The organism is Streptomyces altiplanensis (genome assembly GCF_053591575.1).
In genome coordinates, this window is the sequence record NZ_JBSFUB010000118.1 from 1 (window position 1) to 19,098 (window position 19,098).

Sequence of the window (19,098 nt, forward strand, 5' to 3'; positions counted from 1 at the left end):
GCGCCAACGCCAGCCCCACATCGTCCGCGGTTACTTCCACGGCCCGCACGTCCGCTACACCCTCAACGAGAACCCCTTGAGTTTCTGATCAATAGCGGAGGCTGCTTGACGCGTTGAGCGCCTGAGGTGTCTCATCTGCTGGAGGCGCCTCAAGAAGCACCGATCATGATCGTGTTACGAGCTCGTAGCTTTCGCCACCGCGAATTGGTCTGCCGCCGGTGATCGTACAGAAGCCAGGACACATGCTCGACGAGTTCGAGCGCGACATCGAGCATGGCAGGATATGAAACCAACAGGGCCCCTCGTCGTTGGTGCAATGAGTGGAATCACCGCACCAACGACGAGGGGCCCTGCCTCGCCACCACCCCCGCTGAGCAGCTTTTTCATCCCATAGCACAGGATGAAAGAGGTTCAATGACGAGCCTTCACAGAGGGATTGAGGCTAAGCGTTCCGCCAGAAGTCCCGTTCTTCCAACTTACCGAAGCGAGCCTGACCGGTGGACGTATCGACCAGGATCGGCCAACAGTCGAGCAACTGGTCTCTGATATCACGGGTTTCCAGGAAGCGGGCCGAGTTATAAGGAGCAATAAGCACCCCGCCCTTCATTCGCGCCCGGCTCCAGTCAATTGCCAGTTCTGGCTCGCCAGTCGCCCGACTCGCCTGCAGAAACTCCTCGGCAACCGTTCTGGCTTCATTTTCCGGGATCATCAATTTGTCCTCATGAACTGGTATCCGCCCCACGTGGGAGCATGGCTTGCGTTCCCGCTCTTCGGGACGCCTGCGACCTCAGCCGTCTGCTCCCAGAGCGCCCCCAGCGGATCGAGCGGCCCGTGGTGGCCGGCTCGATCCGCGGACGATCAGGTGGGTGGGGACGGTGATGGTACGGGCCCGGGTGCGGTCGCCGTCCAGGCGGGCAAGGGCGGTTCGGGTCGCCGCCTCACCGATGGCCGCCGGGTCTTGTGTCACGACGGTCAGCGCCGGTTCGAGCACCTCGGCCAGGGGGAGGTCGTCGAAGCTGACGAGGGCGACGTCCTTGCGCGCGATGCGGGCCAGTTGGGCCACCACCCCCATGGCCACGATGTTGTTGCCCGCGAACAGGGCGGTGGGCGGGTCCGGCAGGGCCAGCAGCTCGGTGGTCGCTGCAGCGGCGGTCTCCTGGCTGTGCGCACTGGTCAGGAGGGCACGGTCGCAGGGCAGGCCGGCCTCCGCGAGCGCCTCGCGGTACCCGGCGAGCCGCTCGCGCCGGGTGTAGAGCTTCTCGGGGAGGTCACCGATGAAGCCGATGCGCCGATGGCCCTGGGCGACGAGGTGGGCGACGCCCTCGTGGACGCCGGTCCGGTTCGAGCTGACGACGCAGTCGGCCGACAGGCCGGTGCCCGGGCGGTCGACGAACACCACGGGCAGGCCGGCAGCGCGCGATGTCTTCAGGTAGGAGTGGTCGGCGCCGAACGCGGGGACGACCACCAAGACGCTTACGCGGCGTGCCAGAAACGTCTGGACCAGAACTCGTTCGCGTTCGGGGTCCTCGGCCGACGAGCCCATGAGCAGGGTGAGTCCGCGGCTGCGTACCGTGTCCTCTATGCCGCTGGCGACCGTTCCGAAGAAGGGGTTGCCCAGGTCGGGCACCACGAGGCCCACGGTGGTGTCCGGGCCCCCGACACGGATGTTCCGGGCCATCAGGTTTGGTTGGAACCCGAGCTTCGCCACCGCCGCGAGGACACGCTCCCGGGTCTGCGGGGAGCTCGGGCCGTCCTCGTTGAGCACCCGGGAGACCGTCTTGGCGCTGACACCCACTTCCCGGGCGACGTCGGCCAGAGTGGGGCGGCGAGTCGCGGCCATGTATCACCGTTCCTGTGCGTTCGTCGGGCCCGGCCCGTGTGGGCCGGGCCCATTGTCCTGTGCGAGGCGCCGCCTCAGTGGGCGGTCACGCCGGCAGCTCTTGCGGCTTCGGCGTCCGAGACGACGGTACCCCCGTCGCTTCCCACTGTGAGCGCTCCGGTCATGATGGCGACCACCTCGGCCATGGAGTGGTCGGAGGGTTTGATCAGCGCCTCGCGCCGTCCGAGTCGGTGTACGTGGATCCGGTCGGCGATCTCGAAGACGTGCGGCATGTTATGGCTGATCAGGACGACGGGCATGCCCTTGTCGCGAACCCGGCGGATGAGGTCGAGCACCTGGCCCGATTCCCTGACGCCCAGTGCGGCGGTCGGCTCGTCCATCACGACGACGCTCCTGGCCCAGGCGACGGCGCGGGCGACGGCCACGGCCTGGCGCTGGCCGCCGGAGAGCGTCTCCACCGCCTGGGTCAGCGAACGCAGGCCGATCTTCAGTTCGGCCATGTGGGCGGCGGCTTCCTCCCGCATCCGCTTCTTGTCGAGCATGCGGAACGCACTGCCGAGAACGCCCGGGCGGCGCAGTTCGCGTCCGAGGAACATGTTGGAGGCGATGTCCATGGAGGCTGCGACGGCGAGGTCCTGGTAGACCGTCTCGATGCCGTGCTCACGTGCGCTCTGCGGGCCGCTGAAGCGGATGGGGCTCCCCTGAAGCCGGATCTCGCCCTCGTCGGGGACGATCGCGCCGGTCAGCGCCTTGATCAGGCTGGTCTTGCCGGCTCCGTTGTCGCCGATGACGGCGAGGACCTCGCCGGGCATGAGGTCGAAGTCGGCCCCGTCGATCGCGGTCACCTGGCCGTACTTCTTGACCAGGCCGCGAGCCTGAAGGACGGGTGTCATCGACGTGTCGGTGCTCATCGCGCCTTCTTCCGGGAGATCTGGTCGACGGTCACGGCGAGGATCACCAGGATGCCGGTGATCAGCGTCTGGTAGATGGACGCGACACCCATCAGCTGGAGTCCGTTGCGGAAGACGCCGACAATCAGTACGCCGATGAAGGTGCCGAGTACGGCACCCCGTCCGCCGAAGAGGCTGGTCCCGCCGAGGACGACGGCGGTGATGCTGTCGAGATTGTCGGTCTGGCCGGCCTGCGGGTCGCCCACGCCGGTACGGGAGATGAGCAGCAGAGCCGCCACACCGTAGACGAGTCCGGCGAGCGTGTAGATGCCGATGGTCAGGCGGGAGGTGCGGATGCCGTTCAGCCGCGCGCTTTCGGGGCTGTTGCCCAGGGCGTAGACGTGGCGTCCCCAGGAGGTGCTGCTGAGTGCGTAGGCGAAGGCCAGGAACAGGGCGATGGTGACGAGGGAACCATAGGTGATGTCGGTCTTGCCCAGCGGGAAGGTCTCACCGAGGGCGGTGAGCGGCCCGGGCAGGTCGGTCACCGTCTGCTCGGCGGAATAGATGTGGGTCAGGGCGAACGCCACGTTCAGCATGCCGAGTGTCACGATGAAGGGCGGCAGCGGGATCATCTGCACGAGCAGACCGTTGATCAGCCCAAAGCCACCGCAGACCACGAGGCCGAGAGCGATCGCGGCGAGTGGGGGAAGCGTTCCCTGGGCGGCCATCTTGGCGATGACGATGCTGCCGAACGCCATGACGGCGCCGCATGAGAGGTCGATGCCTGCGGTGAGGATGATCAGGGTCTGGCCGATGGCCAGGGTGCCCACGACCATGACTTGTTGGACGATGAGGGAGAAATTGCCGCCGGAGAGGAACTGGTCGGTCATCAGCGAGAAGAAGACGCAGGCCAGCAGGAGCGCGGCCAGGGGACCGGCGGTGGGTGTGGCGAGCAGCCGGCGGACCGCGGTCGGTCCTTTCAGCTGGTCGTAGGGCGTGGTCGTGGCAGTCATGGTGGTCCTTGCCGGGAGGCGGGCGTCAGGAGGCGGTGTGCGGGGAGGGGTTGCCCCGGGCCCGCCCGGGCGGGGCGGCCGGGCGGGGTATGGGGCTCAGCCCTTGTGAGGGCTCAGTGGGAGGCTCAGCCCCAGCAGTTTTCCAGGCCGTACACGGTGTCCTTGGTGTCGACCCCCGACTGCGACTGGTCGCTGATCAGGGTGACGCCGGTGTCGGTGTAGCCGGAGACCTTCTTGCCGTCCTTGGCGAAGTCCACGACGGCCTTGACGCCGAGGGAGGCCATCTTGAGCGGGTACTGCTGCGAGGTCGCGGCGATCTTGCCTTCTTTGACGGCCTTCGTGCCGGTGCAGCCGCCGTCGACGGAGACGACCAGGACCTTCTTCTCCAGGCCCTTGGCCTTCAGCGCCGCGTGGGCGCCCAGTGCGGCCGGTTCGTTGATGGTGTAGACGACGTTGATGCCGGGGGCCTTCTGGAGGCAGTTTTCCATGGCGGTCTGCCCCTTGGCCTGGTCGCCGCCGGTGTCCTGGCTGCACACGACCGACGGGTCACCCTCCGGGACGCCGAAACCCTTGAGGAAGCCCTCGTGCCGCTGTATGCCCACGGCGACGCCGGGCGCCAGATCGAGGGTGGCGATCTTCGCCTTCTTGCCGGCCATGGCAGCCTTGGCGTACTGGCCGATGAGTTCACCGGCCTTGACATTGTCGGTGGCGAACAGCGCGTCGGTGGCATCCTGCGGCTCGGTCGGACTGTCGAGGGCGATGACCAGAACGTTCTTGGCCCGGGCCTTCTCGAGGGCGGGCACGATCGCCTTCGAGTCGTTGGGTGTGATGAGGATGCCCCTGACGCCGGAATTGACCATGTTCTCGACCGCGGTGATCTGGCCCGCGTTGTCGCCGTCGAACTTGCCGGCCGCACTGACCAGTTCGACGCCGCTGTCCTTTGCGGCCTTCTCGGCGCCCTCCTTCATCTTCACGAAGAAGGGGTTGGTGTCCGTCTTGGTGATCAGCCCGACCTTCACTGAGCCGTCGCCCGAGTCGCCCTTCGAGCCCGATCCGCAGGCGGTCAGGGCAAGCGCCGCGACGGCGGTGCAGGCCGCGACCCTGCCCAGAGGAGAAACGGCGCAGTTGTTACGGGGCATGACTGACTCCTGCGTGGTTCGGTCGGAGCAGCCGCCCTGTTCAAGGAGGCGGCAGCGGGGAGTTGAAGCGTCCGGCGGTGTCATCGTTGACTCATGTCATCGTTGACACCACCTGCGGAGGATGATGGACTCCGTTTCCCGCAACGTCAATGCCTTGCCCCCGTCACAAATCGGCAACGGTGCGACGGCGGCCGGTCATACCGGCCCCGGACCTGCTCCGACCCGCCCGGCTCGGCTCCCCGTACCCCTTCCGCAACGCGCGGCTCCCGCGCCGAACGTCTACTCAGAGAGAAACCTTCATGCACCTGTCTGAGGTCACCGTCCTCGGCGAATGCGTCGCCGACGCCTTCACCGTCCAGCAGCCCGCGCCGGACGAACTCGCCCTGCGGGTTCTGCCGGGCGGCGGTCCGGCGAACACGGCCGTGGCGCTCGCCCGGCTGGGCACACCCGCCCGTTTCCTGGCCAGGCTTTCGGACGACGTGTTCGGCCGGCTCTTCCGCGCCCGCCTGGAGTCCTCGGGGGTCGATCTCTCCGGGGCCGTATCCGCCCGGGAGCCCAGCACTCTGGCCGTCGCCGAACTCGACGAGCAGGGGCAGGCGGTGTACTCCTTCCACGCGCAGGACACCGCGGACTGGCAGTGGACGGCGGGCGAACTGGCCGCAGCCGACCTCACCTCGACCGCCTGCCTGCACTCGGGCTCCCTGGCCCTGGTCCGCGAACCGGGCGACCGGATCGTGGAGGAGTTCCTGCGCCACGCCGGAGCCGGGACCACCATCTCCATCGACCCCAACGTCCGGCCCCTGCTCGTGGCCCCCGAGGTCTACCGCGAGCGCTTGCCGCGCTGGTGCGCGATCGCGGACATCCTGCGGCTCAGCGAGGACGATTTGGAACTGCTGCTGCCGGGGCACTCGGTCGGGGACGCCTGCGACATCTGGCACGAGGCAGGCGTCCGGCTCGTCGTCGTCACGCTCGGCGGACGCGGCGCGATCGCCTCGCTGGACGGCGAGCGGACCGCGGTACCGGCGCCGCCGACCCGTGTCGTCGACACCGTGGGAGCGGGCGACTCCTTCACCGCCGGGCTCCTCCACCACCTCGGAACCAAGGGCCTGCTCGGCGGCAGACTGGCGGAACTGCGTATCGGGGACGTCACCGAGGCGTGCGCGTTCGCGGCCCGGGTGGCGGCGCTGACCTGCTCGGTCGGCGGCCCGAACCCGCCGTGGGAGAGCGAGTTGCTGCAGCCGACGACCGCGGCCGGGACCGCGGGGAAGTGACCCGCTCCTCTGCCCGGGGGTTCTGCCGGAACCATTGACGGACTGCCCGAGGGCGCTCATCATCACTGTCCAGCAGGTGTCATCGCTGACATATGTCAGCGATGACACCTGTCGAAGCGGGCCCTGCCCACCGCCTGGCACCGTGATCCCCGGCGTCGCCGCCGCACCGGAAACGAACAGGGCGCCGCCCCGCCCCCGCGCAGAAGAACCCGTGCAGAACACACCCCGTGCAGGAGAGTCCATGAGCCCTGGCCCCGTGTACCGCCGCGTCCGTCCGCGCCTCGTCGCCGCGACAGCCGCGACGTGCGTGCTCGCCGTCATCGCTGTAGCCCCCGGGGCCGCAGCGGGCGGCGTGGCGCCCCATACCGAAACCTACCGGCCGCAGATTCACTTCTCCCCGGAGAAGAACTGGATGAACGACCCCAACGGACTGGTGTACTTCAAGGGCGAGTACCACCTCTTCTACCAGTACAACCCCAGCGGCAACACCTGGGGCAACATGTCCTGGGGCCACGCGGTCAGCAAGGACCTCGTGCACTGGGAGGAGTTGCCGCTTGCGATCCCGCACGACGACGAGGAAGCGGTCTTCTCCGGCAGCGCGGTCGTCGACCACGACAACACCAGCGGCTTCGGGACGAAGGACGACCCCGCGATGGTGGCCGTCTACACCAGCGCCTACAAGAAGGACGGCAGACAGGCCCAGTCGCTGGCCTACAGTCGGGACCGCGGCCGCACCTGGACCAAGTACGACGGAAACCCGGTCCTCGACATCGGCTCGAAGGAGTTCCGCGACCCGAAGGTGCAGTGGCACGCGCCGACAAAGAGCTGGCTGATGACGGTGTCCCTGTCCACCGAGCACAAGGTCCGCTTCTACTCCTCCAAGGACCTCAAGAGCTGGAAGCACCTGAGCGACTTCGGCCCGCAGGGCGCGGTGGGCGGCGTGTGGGAGTGCCCCGACCTCTTCCCACTGCCCGTCGACGGGGACGCCGGGCGTATCAAGTGGGTACTGGTGGTGAACATCAATCCCGGTGGCATCGCGGGTGGTTCGGCAGCCCAGTACTTTATCGGCGACTTCGACGGCACCCGCTTCACACCCGACGACAAAGGCTCCTACACGCCGCCGCCCGGCCTGGTCGTCCAGGACTTCGAGGCGAGCGACTACGGGACCTGGACGACGGCCGGCACGGCCTTCGGCGACGGGCCGGTCCCCGTACCGGCGCCCGGCGCCTCCGGTACGAGCGGCGTCGAGGGCCGGGGGTTCGTCGACAGCCTCCACGGCGGCGACGCCGAGACTGGCACGCTCACCTCACGGCCCTTCACCGTGGACAGCGACTATCTCAACTTCAAGGTGGCCGGCGGCCGTCATCCCCACATCCCCGGATCGGTCCTGGGGGACGCGCCCGCGCCCGAGGGCAAGGTCCTCGCCGACTTCGAACAGGACGGCTACGGTTCCTGGACCACCACCGGCACTGCCTTCGGCGACGCCCCCGCGCCCGGGACGTTCCCCGGCCAGCAGGAGGTGTCCGGGTACACCGGCGCCCGGCTGGTGAACAGCTTCCTCGGCGGCGACGCGGCCACCGGCACCCTCACCTCACCCGAGTTCGCCCTCACGGCGAAGCACCTCAATCTTCTCGTCGGAGGTGGCAGACACCCCTCGGGGTCTGATGCGCCCACCGCCGTCCGGCTCGTCGTCGACGGCAAGACCGTACGCAGCGCCACCGGGACCGACTCCGAGAAGCTCAACTGGTCGTCCTGGGACGTCGGCGACTTCGCCGGCCGTACCGCACGCCTCGAGGTCATCGACGACAACACGGGTGGATGGGGCCACATCCTGCTCGACCAGGTAGTCCTCTCCGACGTTCCGGCACAGCCCCGGTCCACCGAGACGGCGGTCAACCTCCTCGTGGACGGCAAGGTCGTCCAGAGCGTGTCGGGCGAGGACAGCGCAAGCCTGGACTGGGCTTCCTTCGACCTCCGCGCCCACCGGGGCAAGCAGGCCACCGTCCAGATCGTCGACATGAACACGGGCGGCTGGGGCCACGTCCTGGCCGACCAGTTCGTCGCCGCCGCCGAGCCCGCGATCTCCAGTGTCCGGCGGGCCCACTGGGTCGACCACGGCAAGGACTACTATGCGGCCGTCTCCTGGGAGGACGCGCCCGGCGGCAAGCGCCGCATGATCGGCTGGATGAACAACTGGCAGTACGGCAACGACATCCCCACCTCCCCCTGGCGCAGCGCGCAGAGCATCCCCCGGGAGATGGCGCTGCGCACCGTGGACGGCCAGGTCCGCCTGACGCAGCAGCCGGTGGCCTCCGTACGGTCACTGCGTACCGGAACGCCGGTCACGGCCCGCGGCCTCACGGTCGCGAACGGCTCCGTGCCCCTGGCCGGGGGGCGCGCCGATGGCAAGGCGCTCGACCTGGAAGCCACCTTCTCCCTCCGCGACGCCGAGCGGTTCGGACTCAAGGTCCGCACCGGCGAGGGCCAGGAGACCGTTATCGGGTACGACGCGAAGACCCAGGAGCTGTACGTCGACCGTACGGCGTCGGGCGCGGTGGACTTCCACAAGGACTTCCCCGGCGTCCAGCGCGCACCCCTGAAGGCCAAGGACGGCAAGGTCAAGCTCCGGATCCTCATCGACTGGTCCTCCGTGGAGGTGTTCGGCGGTGACGGCCAGGCCGTGATCACCGACCAGATCTTCCCCGACCCGGACAGCCAGGGGGTCCGGCTCTTCGCCGAAGGCGGTTCCGCCCGCGTGGACAGAGTCGACGCCTGGCAACTGCGCTCCTACCGCGACTGATCCGCCCACCGGTGTTCGCGGGCGAAGGGTGACCACCCTCGCCCGCGAACACCGACCGCGTTCCTGCGGGGCCGGTCTCCGTTTAGCAGTTGCCCGGTAGGTGGCGCAAGCAGCGTCAGCGGTGGATGGAGCGGTTGAGCTCCAGGAGGTCCTCCAGCGTGGGCGGGGAGGTGAAGGCGGCCACGCGCTCCATCGCGCGGTCCCGGTTGCGCGGGGTCTGCTCCCGGTCGGCCGCCTGCAAGGCCGGCCCCAGCTCGTCGAGGCTCAACTCGGTGCAGTATGCGGGTGTTGCCGGCTGCTGACGCCAGGAGTCGGCCAGCTTCCCTGCGTCGAAGGGGTCAAAGCCGCTCTCGTCCACCAGGCGCATGGCCACCCGCCGCGCCTCGTCGGAGTCGGCCGCGACCGGAAGCGCGACCCGGCCCGGCGTTCCCGCGGGAACGCCCTTGGTCAGCAAGGTGCCTTCCAGGACCGCGTTCCACGCCTTGACCACGGGCCGTCCCAACCGCTCGGCCACCCACATGCTCTCGACCTGGCCCTGCTCCACCGCCTCGACGGAGTCGTCGCGCTGAGGGATGTAGTTGTTGGTGTCGATGACCACGGTCTCATCGGGAACGGAGACGAAGAGTCCGGCCACCGCCGGGACCCGGCCGAAGGGGACGGACAGGATTACGACATCCTTGCCCCGTACGGCGTCGGCAGCCGTCACCGCCTGCGCTCCGAATTCCAGCACGGCCGCATCGATCGTCTCCGGGCCCCGGGAGTTGGCCACTGCCACCTCGTGTCCGCCCGCACTGAAGATGCGCGCCAGGGCCGCCCCGATCGATCCTGCACCGATAACGCCAATTTTCATGATTTGCTCCAACTGAAGATGCACCTCTCCCCGGAAGGGGAGAGCGAGATGTGATTACTGCGGGCATGCAGGCCGGACGGCACGCAGCAGGGGAAAGGAGCCGGCAGCGGCACCCTTACAACGGCCCGTCGGCAGCCCGCCTGGGGCATGGCCGGTGGCCAGTGGTCTACGTGTGGTTGTTCTGGACGTCCTGCTCGCGGTATCCGCTTTCGATGAGTGCGCGCAGGCGATCGAGCGATTCCTCGTTGATGGTGCCAGTGCCCTTGACCCAGGCCACCGAGACGGACGCGAGGAAGAGGTCGTACCCCTTCACCGACGCTCTCGCGTCCCCGGCGCGCTGCGCGGCCCGCACGTACTCGTCGGTGGTGGCGATGAGGTGGTCGCACGGGAGGGTGAGCGGGTTGTGCGGCTTCTGCTCCCTGGCCGCGGCCATAAGCGGTTCCGGCAGCCCACTGAAGGCGCTGAAGTAGTCCTCCATCGCCCGCAGCCACTGGCGCAGCGCCTCGGAGGCGTCCCCGAGTTGCGCGATGCCTTCGCGGCGGGCCACCAATTCCTCGGAGCGCGTCTGCAGTACGGCCGCCAGCAGCGCCTCGCGAGTGGGGAAGTGCCGGTACAGCGTGCCGGCCCCGACGCCCGCCTCCTTGGCCACCGCCTCCAGCGAGGCGCCGACGCCATGCTGCAGGAAGTGACGCTGGGCCGCCTCCAGGAGAGCCGCACGGTTGCGCTGGACATCCGCACGAGGTCTGCGACCCTGCTGTTCCTTGGCGCTGCTCATAGGCCCTCCTGCCGCACGCGATCCGACGGCCACCGAAACGGAGACTGCCTCCGTACGGAATCCAGCATAACCGGAGGCGGACTCCGGTCAACTCACCCGCCACCCCGAACGGCGCGAGCACGTCCTGGGCGCCCCTCCCCCAGCCGGGCCCAGTCCGCCCGCAGCAGACACATGCACCTGAAGTCCCACATGCGGCGCGGGCGCTCGACTGATCGGACCATGATCCTTTTCAGCGCAACGGCTGTACCGAAGTTCCTCCAGGCCGGACTTCCGTTCTGCGGCCGGTGCGGGAGAAGACGAGTATCTCCAGGGCGAGGCCGAAGCCGTCGCGGATAGGGTGGGGTGATCGATGCGTCGGGCAGGATGAGGGCAGCCGAAGAGATGGCCAGGACCGAGAGCGGGCACCCGACAGGGCGCGAACGTCCAACGTCGCGGGACGTTGCCCGCCTCGCCGGGGTGTCGCACACCGCGGTCTCCTTTGTCTTCAACGGCCGGGCCGAGGGCAATCTCTCCTCCGCCACCCAGGAACGCATCCGCAAGGCGGCCGAGCAGCTCGACTACCGGCCCAATGCCGTAGCCCGCGGGCTGCGCCGCAGCCGTACCGCCGTGATCGGGCTGGTCACCGACGAGATCGCCTCCTCGCCGTTCGCCGGTCAGTTGCTGCGCGGCGCCATGGAGGCGGCCTGGGGCCGAAAGCACCTCGTGCTTACCGTCGACTCCGGTGGTGACCCCGACAAGGAAGATGCGGCCGTGGCTGAGCTCCTTGACCGGCGCGTGGACGGCATCATCTACGCGGCCATGTCGCTGCGGCGCGTCCGTGTGCCCGCCGGCCTGCGCCGTACCACCGCGGTGCTGGCCAACTGCCTGCCTGAGGACGACTCGATAGCCGCTGTGATCCCCCATGAACGGTCCGGGGGCCGGTCGGCCGCCCGGTTGCTCCTCGACGCGGGTCACCGCAGGATCGCCTTGGTGGGCGGACTCGATGACATCGCGACCGCGGAGCGGCTGCGCGGGTTCAGGGACGCCCTGCGGGCCGTGGGACACACGGTGGCGAAGGAGTGGATCGTCCGGACCGGAGGAGAGATCTCCGCCGGGTACGAGGGGGCGACACGGTTGCTCGCCACCGCGTCGCCCGAACGGCGCCCCACAGGGATCGTCTGTTACAACGACCGGGTCGCGGCGGGTGTCCTGCACGCGGCCGCCCGGCTCGGCGTCGTCGTACCCGACGACCTGTCGGTCGTCGGGTACGACGATCAGGAGCACATGGCCGCGTTCCTGGCCCCGCCCTTGAGCACGGTCGCGTTGCCTCATCGAGCGATGGGGGAGACGGCCGCCCGGCTGCTTCTCGACGCCATCGACGCCGGAGCGCCGCTGGACGCCGACGTTCACCAGGTCCCGTGTCCGGTGGTCAGCCGTGCGTCCGTGGGACCAGTGCCCAGCCGGTGACCTGGGCCTCGGCGCCTTCCACCGTGAGTTCGGGGATGTCGTCCGGGCGCCGGTAGAGGCGTTCGGTGACTGTGGCGCGGTCCGCAGCGAAGAGTTCGAGCAGTGAGCCGTCCATCAGGATGCGCACTTCCAGTGCCGGAGAGCCGCTCACCCCGGTGGGCACAGTGACGGGACCGGTTCCCTCGGCCGGCGTGCGAGGCCAGTCGGAACGGTCCAGGGTCACGGTGCCTGCCGTCGGATCCAGACGAACGGTTACTCGCGCGCCTGACACGGCTCGCAGCAGGCTCACGGTGGTCGAGGAGTTCGCGGTGATGTGCAGGTCGTACGCGTCCGGGAGTGGCGTCGGGTCCGGTCCGGTGACGAATGGCTCGGCGGCGCGCAGCAGTGTGAGTTCGGGTGCGGGTGCGATGCTCAGCGTTCCATCGGGGCGGATGTCCACCACTCGGGGCGCGGTCAGTACTCCGGCCCAGCCGCCGCGGTCGACCTCGCCCTGCGGGCGGGCCTCCCAGGACCAGCCCCACATCAGGGACCGGCCCGCCTGGGTGTCCTGGAAAACGGCGGGGGCGTAGAAGTCCCGGCCGTGGTCGAGTCCGCCGCCTGTGTGCGGCTCGAAGGCCAGCCCGCCTTCGTCGTCGGACCGTAGGTCTCCGGTCAGGTACGCCGTCGAGAGCGGATCGCCATCCCACAGGGACAGCACCAGGACCCACTCACCGCCGCCGGCCTTCAGCAGCTGGGGACACTCCCAGCCGACGGCCTTCTGACCGAGTATCCCGGAAGCCGTCGGATCGTGGCCGTCGAGAAGTACTCCGGCAAAGCGCCAGGAGGAGAGGTCCTCGCAGTCGTACAGCAAGACCGACGGTGTGCCGTCCGCGTGCCCCGCGCCGACCAGGGCCCAGCGCCGTCCGCCGTGGCAGAAGACGAACGGGTCGCGGAACATCACCACGTCGAGGCCGGCCGGCGGGCCGGCCAGTACAGGTTGGGGCAGTGGTGTCCACGAGGTCAGGAGTGTGTCGTCGGGCCGGGCGTGCGCCAGGCAGATGGTACCGACCCCGGTGTGGGAACGATCGATTCCGGTGTACACGGCAGTCGGAACACCGTCATCGTCGACGACGCAGCCGGACCAGCAGCCCGCCTCGTCAGGGCCGCCGGGCATCGGAGTGAGAGCGATCGGATGGTGTTCCCAGTGGACGAGGTCGGTGCTGGAGACGTGGCCCCAGTGCATGTTGGCATGGATGGGTGCGTCCGGGTTGTGCTGGTAGAACAGGTGGTGACGGCCGCGCCAGTGGAAGGGCCCATTGGGGTCGTTGATCCAATTGGCGGGTGGACGGACCCGGTGGCGCGGGAGGTGTGGATCGGACGGACGGCCGGAGTGGATCATCGGTTGACTCCTGCGGACGTGATGCCCTCGCGCAGAGGACGCTGGCCGACGACGAACACGGCGATTGCGGGGATCATGGAGAGCACCACGCCCGCGAGCACCACGGAGATGGATCCGGTGCCGAGATTGCCCTGCAGGGACACCAGGCCGAGGGGCAGGGTGAAGTTCTGCGTGGAGGTCTCCAGGATCAGCGGCCGGAAGAACTCGTTCCAGTGGTAGTTGAAGGCGAGTACGCCGACGATCGCCAGGCCGGGCGCGGCCAGCGGCGCGTACACGGAGCGGAAGATTCGCCAGGGCCCAGCACCGTCGATCATGGCCGCCTCCCCGAGGTCCTTGGGCATCCCCATGAAGTACTGACGCATCAGGAAGGTACCGAACGCCGTGGGGAAGGCCGGGATGATCAGCCCGAGCAGAGTGTCGGTCAGACTCATCGTCTTCAGCACCAGGAACACGGGCACGATGGTGACCTGGAGGGGCACCATCATGGTCGCGAGGACCAGACCGAACAGCAGCTTCTTGAACCGGAACTCCAAGCGCGCGAAGGCGTACCCGGCCAGCCCGGCGGTGATCATCTGGCCCGCTGCGACCAGCGCGGTCACCAGAGCGGAGTTGAGGGCGAGCAGCCAGACGTCGATCTGGACGAAGACCTGGTCGTACGCCTGAGTGGTGGGATCGGTGGGGATGATCTGCGGCGGCAGGTCGAAGGACTCGGCCGGCGCGCGCAAGGAGGTGGAGACGGTCCAGATGACGGGGCCGAGGGTCAGCAGGGCGACCACCGCAAGGCCGGTGATCCGCGCCCACGGCGCCAGTGCGTGCTTCAGCCGGCCGGAGGAGGTCGTCCGGCCGGAGGCACCGGTCAGGGTGGTGATGTGGCTCATGGGGTTCCCCGGCTCACTGGTAGTGGACGAAGCGCCGGCTGAGCCGGAACTGGAGGGCGGTGACCACCATGATCAAAGCGAACAGCAGCACGCCGACGGCTGACGCCTCACCGAAGCGCAGCTGCTCGAACGCGGTCTGGTAGATGACCATCACGGCGGTGCGGGTGGAGTCGCCCGGCCCGCCGTCGGTCAGGACGTAGGGCTGTTCGAAGACCTGAAGGGCGTTGATCATGCCGACCACGGAGGCGACCAGAAGTGTCGGGGACAGCAGCGGCAGGGTGATGTGCAGGTGCTTGCGCAGACCCGTGGCGCCGTCGAGCGAGGCGGCCTCGTGGATTTCCTTGGGAATGTTGTTCAGTCCCCCGACGAAGAGCAGGAACGAGAAGCCGAACTGCTGCCACACGTAGACCAGGATCACGGCTGCCATCGCCCAGTTCTCGGACGTCAGCCAGGGTACGGGCGCGACGCCGACATGGCCGAGCAGCCAGTTCACCACTCCGAAGTCCTGGTTGAACAGGTACTTCATCACCACCGAGACGGATGCGGCGGACAACACCAGCGGGAAGAAGAAGGCCGAGCGGAACGCCGAACGCAGCCACCCGGGCATCTTTCCCGCCACCGCGAGCGCGAGGACCAGGGCGAGCAGCATCTGCAGCGCGACCGCGAACACCATGAAGATGAGGGTGTTGCGGAAGGAGACGAGGACGGTGGAGTCGCCGAACACCTCGCGGTAGTTGTCGGTCCCCGTGAACCGGGGGGAGTCGATCACGTCCCACTGGAAGAAGCTGAGGATCACCGACCCGGCGATCGGCACGACGGTGAAGACCACGATGCCGACCACCGTGGGTGCGAGGAACAGGGCAGCCAGCAGCCGCGTGCCCCGTTCACGCGCGGACGGCCGGGAGGCGGGCGGGGGCGGTGCGGTGCGCGGACGCGCGGCGGTGAGCTGGGTGTTCGTCATACGTCACGCTCCATGGCCTTCTCCAGATCGCCTTGCAGCCGGCGCAGGGCCCGGCGGACCCCGCGCGGGTCGGCCAGCGCGGTCCCGGTGTGCTTGAGCAGCAGCTGCTCGACTTCGGCGACCTGCGGCGGCGCGGGGATCGGGCCGGTGGTGGGAAACTTGTCGAGGGTGTCGTAGAAGACCTGCCAGTGGGCCGGCCCGGTCTTCTCGTAGCGGTCGGCGTGGAGCATCGAGCGGCGGGCCGGGGTGGTCTGGTTGGCCTGGAACAGCTGGGTCATCACCTCCTTGCGCGTGACGTACTTGATGAACTCCCAAGCCGCGTCCTGCTTCTTGGACGTGCGCAGCAGCGCGTAACCGGCCGCGCCGTACTGGTGGCGCTGGGAGCGCCAGCTGGGGAAGTGCTGCACGTCGTAGCCGCTGGGCTTCATGCCCGCGGCGTGCAGCCCGCCCGCCCAGAAGCCGCCCGCAGGGGTGACGCCGACCCGGCCGGTGGAGAAGACGCCGACAAGGTTGTTGCCGCCACCCCCTTCGGGGCGTGAGCAGAGCCGGTCCTGTACGAGGGAGGCAAGGTAGTCGTACACCTCCTCGACTCGGACGTCGGTGGCCTGCGGTGTGGTCCAGCGGTATCCACCGCCGCGGCCCTCGACCGACGGGTAGAAGCTGTTCCACAGCCACTCGCCGCCGGGCGCTTTGGACTCGGCGAGGATGTTGGTGTCGTTGGCGAACAGCCAGGGAACGACACCGCCCCAGAGCCGGTTGGTCCAGAAGTACGGGGTGAAGTGATCGCCGCCGGAGCGTTTCATGGACCGCAGCAGCGACGTGAACTCCTCCCGGGTCCAGTCCGACGGCGGCAATTCGGCGCCGGCCCGTTGCAACACCCGGGTATTGAAGTACATATCGGCCGCGTTGAACTCGATGGGGAGCTGGTAGAGGCTCCCCTCGTACATCATCGACTCGACCAGTGAGGGGTGGACGTCGGAGAAGTACTCGCGCAGCTCGGCGGCGTCCCGTCGCACCCACGGGTCCAGCGCCACGCCGAGCTTGCGGGCGAACAGCTGGACGCCCTCGGTGGCGACGTAGACGACGTCGGGCGCGGTGCCGGCCGCGATCTGGGTGAGGATCTTCGCGAAGAAGTCGGACCAGTCGGTGGCCTGGATGGCCATCAGCCGGACCTTGATGTCGGGGTAGAGCTTGCGGAACCCGTCGCTCAGGGCGCGCTGTGCCACCGGGTCGACGGCGGCACCGAGCGTGGCGACGACGAGGGAACCGTCGTCGCGTCCCGGGATGTCCGCGCCGGTGAGGCGATCCCAGCTTGTGGCGGTACCGGCCAGAGCGACGGCACCGCCACCGTATGCGCCGTATCGCAGCAGAATGCGGCGTCGAGAGTGCAAGTCGGTCATCCGAAGGCCCTAACTCGTGTTAGTCGATGCATGCCTGCAGATGATGAGAAGCACGTTACGCCCTTGTCAAGAGAACGGGAACTCTTGACCTTTAACGAGTTAGGTCTACAGTCCTACTCCACACGAGCCGCCGTCCTCACGAGAGAATGAAGAGGGATGCCGAACATGCGTGGGATAACCAGAAGGACCCTGCTCAGGACCTCGGCCCTGGGGGCCGTCGTGGCGACGACGCCCGCCGTGGCGGGGACTGCCGCCGCCGAGTCCACGAAACCGGGTGAAGCGCTGAGAAGTGGGAGCTACCGCTCGGAGTACCACTTCACCGTTCCCGACCAGTGGATGAACGATCCCCAGCGACCCATCTGGATCGACGGCGAGTACCACTACTACTACCTGTACAACGCCGACTACCTCGTCGGCGGCACCAACGCCGGGACCGCCTGGCGGCTGGCTACCAGTAAGGACCTGGTCACCTTCCGGGACCGCGGCATCGCCGTGCCGAAGGACACCACACCCAACGGTGATGTCTGGTCCGGTTGCGCCGTGGTGGACACCGGGAACACTGCGGGCTTTGGGGCGGGCGCGGTCGTCGTCATCGCCACCATGGAACCTGACGGGGCAGCGAACACCCAGGCCCAGTACCTGTACTACTCCACCGACGGCGGTCACACCTTCACCCATCACGGTACAGACCCGGTGCTGCGCAACCCCGGCGTAAAGGACTTCCGCGACCCCAAGGTGATCCGTGACGAGCGGCACGATCGCTGGGTAATGGCGCTCGCCGAGAAGACGAAGGTGGGCTTCTACCACTCCCGGGACCTCAAGTCCTGGACGTATGTGGGCGGCTTCTTCGAGGACCGGTTCGGTGTCCTGGAGTGCCCCGACCTGTTCCGCATCTCCACCGGCGACTCGACCACCAAGTGGGTCCTGGGCGTCAGCGCCAACGGCAAGGCGTCCGGTCTCCCCAACACCTACGCGTACTGGACCGGGGAGTTCGACGGCTCCGGCTTCGCGCCCGACACCCCGGATCCGCAGTGGCTCGACCACGGCTTCGACTGGTACGGCGCGGTCACCTTCGACAAGCACCGCCAGGACGGTTCCATCGATACCGCCACGCGGTACGCGATCGGCTGGATGAACAACTGGGACTACGCCAACACCACACCCACCATCGACTCCGACGGATTCAACGGCACGGACTCGATCGTTCGCGAGGTGACCCTGCGGCGCGCCGCCTCCGGCGCCTTCTATCTCGCCTCGAAACCGGTCGGCGCCCTGGACAGCCACGCCTCGCGCACCGTGAACCTCGGCAACCTGGAGGTCGACGGAAACCTGCTGCTGCCATACACCGGCACGGCGTACGAGCTGACGACCGAGGTGACGTGGGAGAAGCTCGCCGGCGCCGGCATCCAGCTGCGCCGCTCCGGAGACGGGACCCGCCACATCGACGTCGGCTTCTACGGCGACTACGCCTTCGTCAACCGGCGCGGAGTCAATAACCCGGACAGCAGCGGCAGGTGGCAGGAAAGCAAAACACCGTTCGACGCGTCGGCGCGCCGCGTCAGGCTGCGTGTCCTCGTCGACCGCACCACCGTGGAGATGTTCATCGACGACGGCCGCTACACACACTCCATGGAGGCGTTCCCGTATCTCATCGACACCGGGCTCGCGCTGTTCAGCATCGACGGCAAAGCGGTCTTCAGGAACACGGTGATTCGCGAGTTCACCCTCTGACGCGCCAGAACCGTCGACTCGCACCCGCACCCGCAGCCGCTGGGGCAGGCACTTTGAGGAGTGATCTTGTGTCCGGGTTCGTCAGGCCAGTCCGAGGACGGCCAGGGCCAGGCGGATGGTCCTGGGATGGGGCGGGCGGATCAGGTCGGTCAGCGGGTCGGGGCGGAACCCGAGCAGGACCAGGACATGCCGCGGAGCATCGATGACCTGCTCGCCGATCGCTGTGAGGGAGGCGACGCCGACCAGAACGGCGGCGACAGCTGCCGCCAGCAGGGCCGTCTATAGGTGACAGATGCCGCGCTGGGCCTGTGGATCAGGCCCCTTAGCCAGATATCTCCGTAGGTCAGCGGCTAATTCGTGGTCGACAGGGCCGGAGGGGTTCTCCAGCTGCTGCAGGCATGACGGCATACGGAAAGATGAGCGTGCAGGCATGGACTCGTTCGGTGCTCATACGGATTCGACACCCGCATGATCACCAGGGGCCATGCCTGTTCTGCATCCAGGGGACGCTTACCACAGATACTGACAAATCGTAAAATCTCGCGCACGGCAGGCAAACAGCTCAGCTCGAGACTTCTCAAAGGCCCTGCCCCAGCCGACAGGCGGCGGAACATAGCTGGTCAACGCCGGTTACTGAGGTTGAACTCGTGGAGTCGTAGGGGCTGACGGTTGGTGGCCGGTGCGGTATTACCGGGGGCATGCGGTATCCACAAGGGGGCGGGCTGA

The 19,098-nt window shown here is 68.1% G+C and carries 15 protein-coding genes; 4 read left to right on the top strand and 11 right to left on the bottom strand.

What is annotated here, in order from left to right; translation table 11 throughout:
- Window positions 1-442: 442 nt before the first annotated feature.
- The 5 genes from ACWD0Y_RS32040 to ACWD0Y_RS32060 all read right to left on the bottom strand — a co-directional run bounded on the left by ACWD0Y_RS32040 (window position 443) and on the right by ACWD0Y_RS32060 (window position 4,882).
- Window positions 443-709 (bottom strand): YrhB domain-containing protein, encoded by a 267-nt coding sequence (locus ACWD0Y_RS32040; protein ID WP_450263795.1) that lies wholly within the window; start codon window positions 707-709, stop codon window positions 443-445.
- Window positions 710-787: 78 nt separating this feature from the next.
- Entirely contained in the window at window positions 788-1,840 is a 1,053-nt protein-coding gene (locus tag ACWD0Y_RS32045) for a LacI family DNA-binding transcriptional regulator (RefSeq protein ID WP_450263796.1), read from the bottom strand.
- A 74-nt stretch (window positions 1,841-1,914) separates the two neighbouring features.
- Complete coding sequence (locus ACWD0Y_RS32050; protein ID WP_450263797.1) at window positions 1,915-2,751, bottom strand: ATP-binding cassette domain-containing protein; 837 nt, start codon at window positions 2,749-2,751, stop codon at window positions 1,915-1,917.
- Entirely contained in the window at window positions 2,748-3,743 is a 996-nt protein-coding gene (locus tag ACWD0Y_RS32055; RefSeq protein ID WP_450263798.1) for an ABC transporter permease, read from the bottom strand. Before ACWD0Y_RS32055 ends, ACWD0Y_RS32050 begins: the two co-directional genes overlap by 4 nt.
- Window positions 3,744-3,868: 125 nt before the next feature.
- Window positions 3,869-4,882, bottom strand: coding sequence for a substrate-binding domain-containing protein (locus tag ACWD0Y_RS32060; RefSeq protein ID WP_450263799.1), 1,014 nt, complete (start codon window positions 4,880-4,882; stop codon window positions 3,869-3,871).
- 299 nt (window positions 4,883-5,181) lie between these two features.
- Between ACWD0Y_RS32060 and ACWD0Y_RS32065 the strand changes: the two genes are divergently transcribed.
- The gene (locus tag ACWD0Y_RS32065) at window positions 5,182-6,153 is read left to right on the top strand and encodes a carbohydrate kinase family protein (protein WP_450263800.1); all 972 of its coding nucleotides are present in this window, start codon (window positions 5,182-5,184) and stop codon (window positions 6,151-6,153) included.
- 241 nt (window positions 6,154-6,394) lie between these two features.
- The gene (locus tag ACWD0Y_RS32070; protein ID WP_450263801.1) at window positions 6,395-8,953 is read left to right on the top strand and encodes a GH32 C-terminal domain-containing protein; all 2,559 of its coding nucleotides are present in this window, start codon (window positions 6,395-6,397) and stop codon (window positions 8,951-8,953) included.
- Window positions 8,954-9,068: 115 nt separating this feature from the next.
- Here ACWD0Y_RS32070 and ACWD0Y_RS32075 read toward each other — a convergent pair whose 3' ends face one another.
- Both ACWD0Y_RS32075 and ACWD0Y_RS32080 read right to left on the bottom strand, forming a co-directional pair.
- Window positions 9,069-9,803 (bottom strand): NADPH-dependent F420 reductase, encoded by a 735-nt coding sequence (locus ACWD0Y_RS32075; RefSeq protein ID WP_450263802.1) that lies wholly within the window; start codon window positions 9,801-9,803, stop codon window positions 9,069-9,071.
- A gap of 166 nt (window positions 9,804-9,969) precedes the next feature.
- Complete coding sequence (locus tag ACWD0Y_RS32080) at window positions 9,970-10,578, bottom strand: TetR/AcrR family transcriptional regulator (protein ID WP_450263803.1); 609 nt, start codon at window positions 10,576-10,578, stop codon at window positions 9,970-9,972.
- A 363-nt stretch (window positions 10,579-10,941) separates the two neighbouring features.
- Here ACWD0Y_RS32080 and ACWD0Y_RS32085 point away from each other — a divergent pair, with 363 nt between their 5' ends.
- The gene (locus tag ACWD0Y_RS32085; RefSeq protein WP_450263804.1) at window positions 10,942-12,024 is read left to right on the top strand and encodes a LacI family DNA-binding transcriptional regulator; all 1,083 of its coding nucleotides are present in this window, start codon (window positions 10,942-10,944) and stop codon (window positions 12,022-12,024) included.
- Here the strand turns inward: ACWD0Y_RS32085 and ACWD0Y_RS32090 are convergent.
- From ACWD0Y_RS32090 to ACWD0Y_RS32105, 4 genes are read right to left on the bottom strand one after another with little or no spacing between them, the layout of a single operon-like run.
- Window positions 11,987-13,402: a glycoside hydrolase family 32 protein gene (locus ACWD0Y_RS32090; protein WP_450263805.1), complete on the bottom strand. Its 1,416-nt coding sequence runs from the start codon at window positions 13,400-13,402 to the stop codon at window positions 11,987-11,989. The two genes, ACWD0Y_RS32085 and ACWD0Y_RS32090, sit on opposite strands and share 38 nt — an antisense overlap.
- Entirely contained in the window at window positions 13,399-14,280 is an 882-nt protein-coding gene (locus tag ACWD0Y_RS32095) for a carbohydrate ABC transporter permease (protein WP_450263806.1), read from the bottom strand. Before ACWD0Y_RS32095 ends, ACWD0Y_RS32090 begins: the two co-directional genes overlap by 4 nt.
- Before the next feature lie 13 nt (window positions 14,281-14,293).
- Complete coding sequence (locus ACWD0Y_RS32100; RefSeq protein WP_450263807.1) at window positions 14,294-15,241, bottom strand: carbohydrate ABC transporter permease; 948 nt, start codon at window positions 15,239-15,241, stop codon at window positions 14,294-14,296.
- Window positions 15,238-16,641, bottom strand: a complete 1,404-nt coding sequence (locus tag ACWD0Y_RS32105) for an extracellular solute-binding protein (RefSeq protein ID WP_450263808.1) — start codon at window positions 16,639-16,641, stop codon at window positions 15,238-15,240. Before ACWD0Y_RS32105 ends, ACWD0Y_RS32100 begins: the two co-directional genes overlap by 4 nt.
- A gap of 156 nt (window positions 16,642-16,797) precedes the next feature.
- Between ACWD0Y_RS32105 and ACWD0Y_RS32110 the strand changes: the two genes are divergently transcribed.
- Window positions 16,798-18,372 (top strand): glycoside hydrolase family 32 protein, encoded by a 1,575-nt coding sequence (locus tag ACWD0Y_RS32110; RefSeq protein WP_450263809.1) that lies wholly within the window; start codon window positions 16,798-16,800, stop codon window positions 18,370-18,372.
- The last annotated feature ends 726 nt before the right edge of the window (window positions 18,373-19,098 follow it).

Bases quoted from the DNA above. Each gene is read 5' to 3' on its own strand.
- ACWD0Y_RS32080 (WP_450263803.1), bottom strand. From the start codon at position 10,578: ATGAGCAGCGCCAAGGAACAGCAGGGTCGCAGACCTCGTGCGGATGTC.
- ACWD0Y_RS32070 (WP_450263801.1), top strand. From the start codon at position 6,395: ATGAGCCCTGGCCCCGTGTACCGCCGCGTCCGTCCGCGCCTCGTCGCC.
- ACWD0Y_RS32090 (WP_450263805.1), bottom strand. From the start codon at position 13,402: ATGATCCACTCCGGCCGTCCGTCCGATCCACACCTCCCGCGCCACCGG.
- ACWD0Y_RS32055 (WP_450263798.1), bottom strand. From the start codon at position 3,743: ATGACTGCCACGACCACGCCCTACGACCAGCTGAAAGGACCGACCGCG.
- ACWD0Y_RS32095 (WP_450263806.1), bottom strand. From the start codon at position 14,280: ATGAGCCACATCACCACCCTGACCGGTGCCTCCGGCCGGACGACCTCC.
- ACWD0Y_RS32085 (WP_450263804.1), top strand. From the start codon at position 10,942: ATGAGGGCAGCCGAAGAGATGGCCAGGACCGAGAGCGGGCACCCGACA.
- ACWD0Y_RS32060 (WP_450263799.1), bottom strand. From the start codon at position 4,882: ATGCCCCGTAACAACTGCGCCGTTTCTCCTCTGGGCAGGGTCGCGGCC.
- ACWD0Y_RS32075 (WP_450263802.1), bottom strand. From the start codon at position 9,803: ATGAAAATTGGCGTTATCGGTGCAGGATCGATCGGGGCGGCCCTGGCG.
- ACWD0Y_RS32050 (WP_450263797.1), bottom strand. From the start codon at position 2,751: ATGAGCACCGACACGTCGATGACACCCGTCCTTCAGGCTCGCGGCCTG.
- ACWD0Y_RS32100 (WP_450263807.1), bottom strand. From the start codon at position 15,241: ATGACGAACACCCAGCTCACCGCCGCGCGTCCGCGCACCGCACCGCCC.
- ACWD0Y_RS32065 (WP_450263800.1), top strand. From the start codon at position 5,182: ATGCACCTGTCTGAGGTCACCGTCCTCGGCGAATGCGTCGCCGACGCC.
- ACWD0Y_RS32110 (WP_450263809.1), top strand. From the start codon at position 16,798: ATGCCGAACATGCGTGGGATAACCAGAAGGACCCTGCTCAGGACCTCG.
- ACWD0Y_RS32045 (WP_450263796.1), bottom strand. From the start codon at position 1,840: ATGGCCGCGACTCGCCGCCCCACTCTGGCCGACGTCGCCCGGGAAGTG.
- ACWD0Y_RS32040 (WP_450263795.1), bottom strand. From the start codon at position 709: ATGATCCCGGAAAATGAAGCCAGAACGGTTGCCGAGGAGTTTCTGCAG.
- ACWD0Y_RS32105 (WP_450263808.1), bottom strand. From the start codon at position 16,641: ATGACCGACTTGCACTCTCGACGCCGCATTCTGCTGCGATACGGCGCA.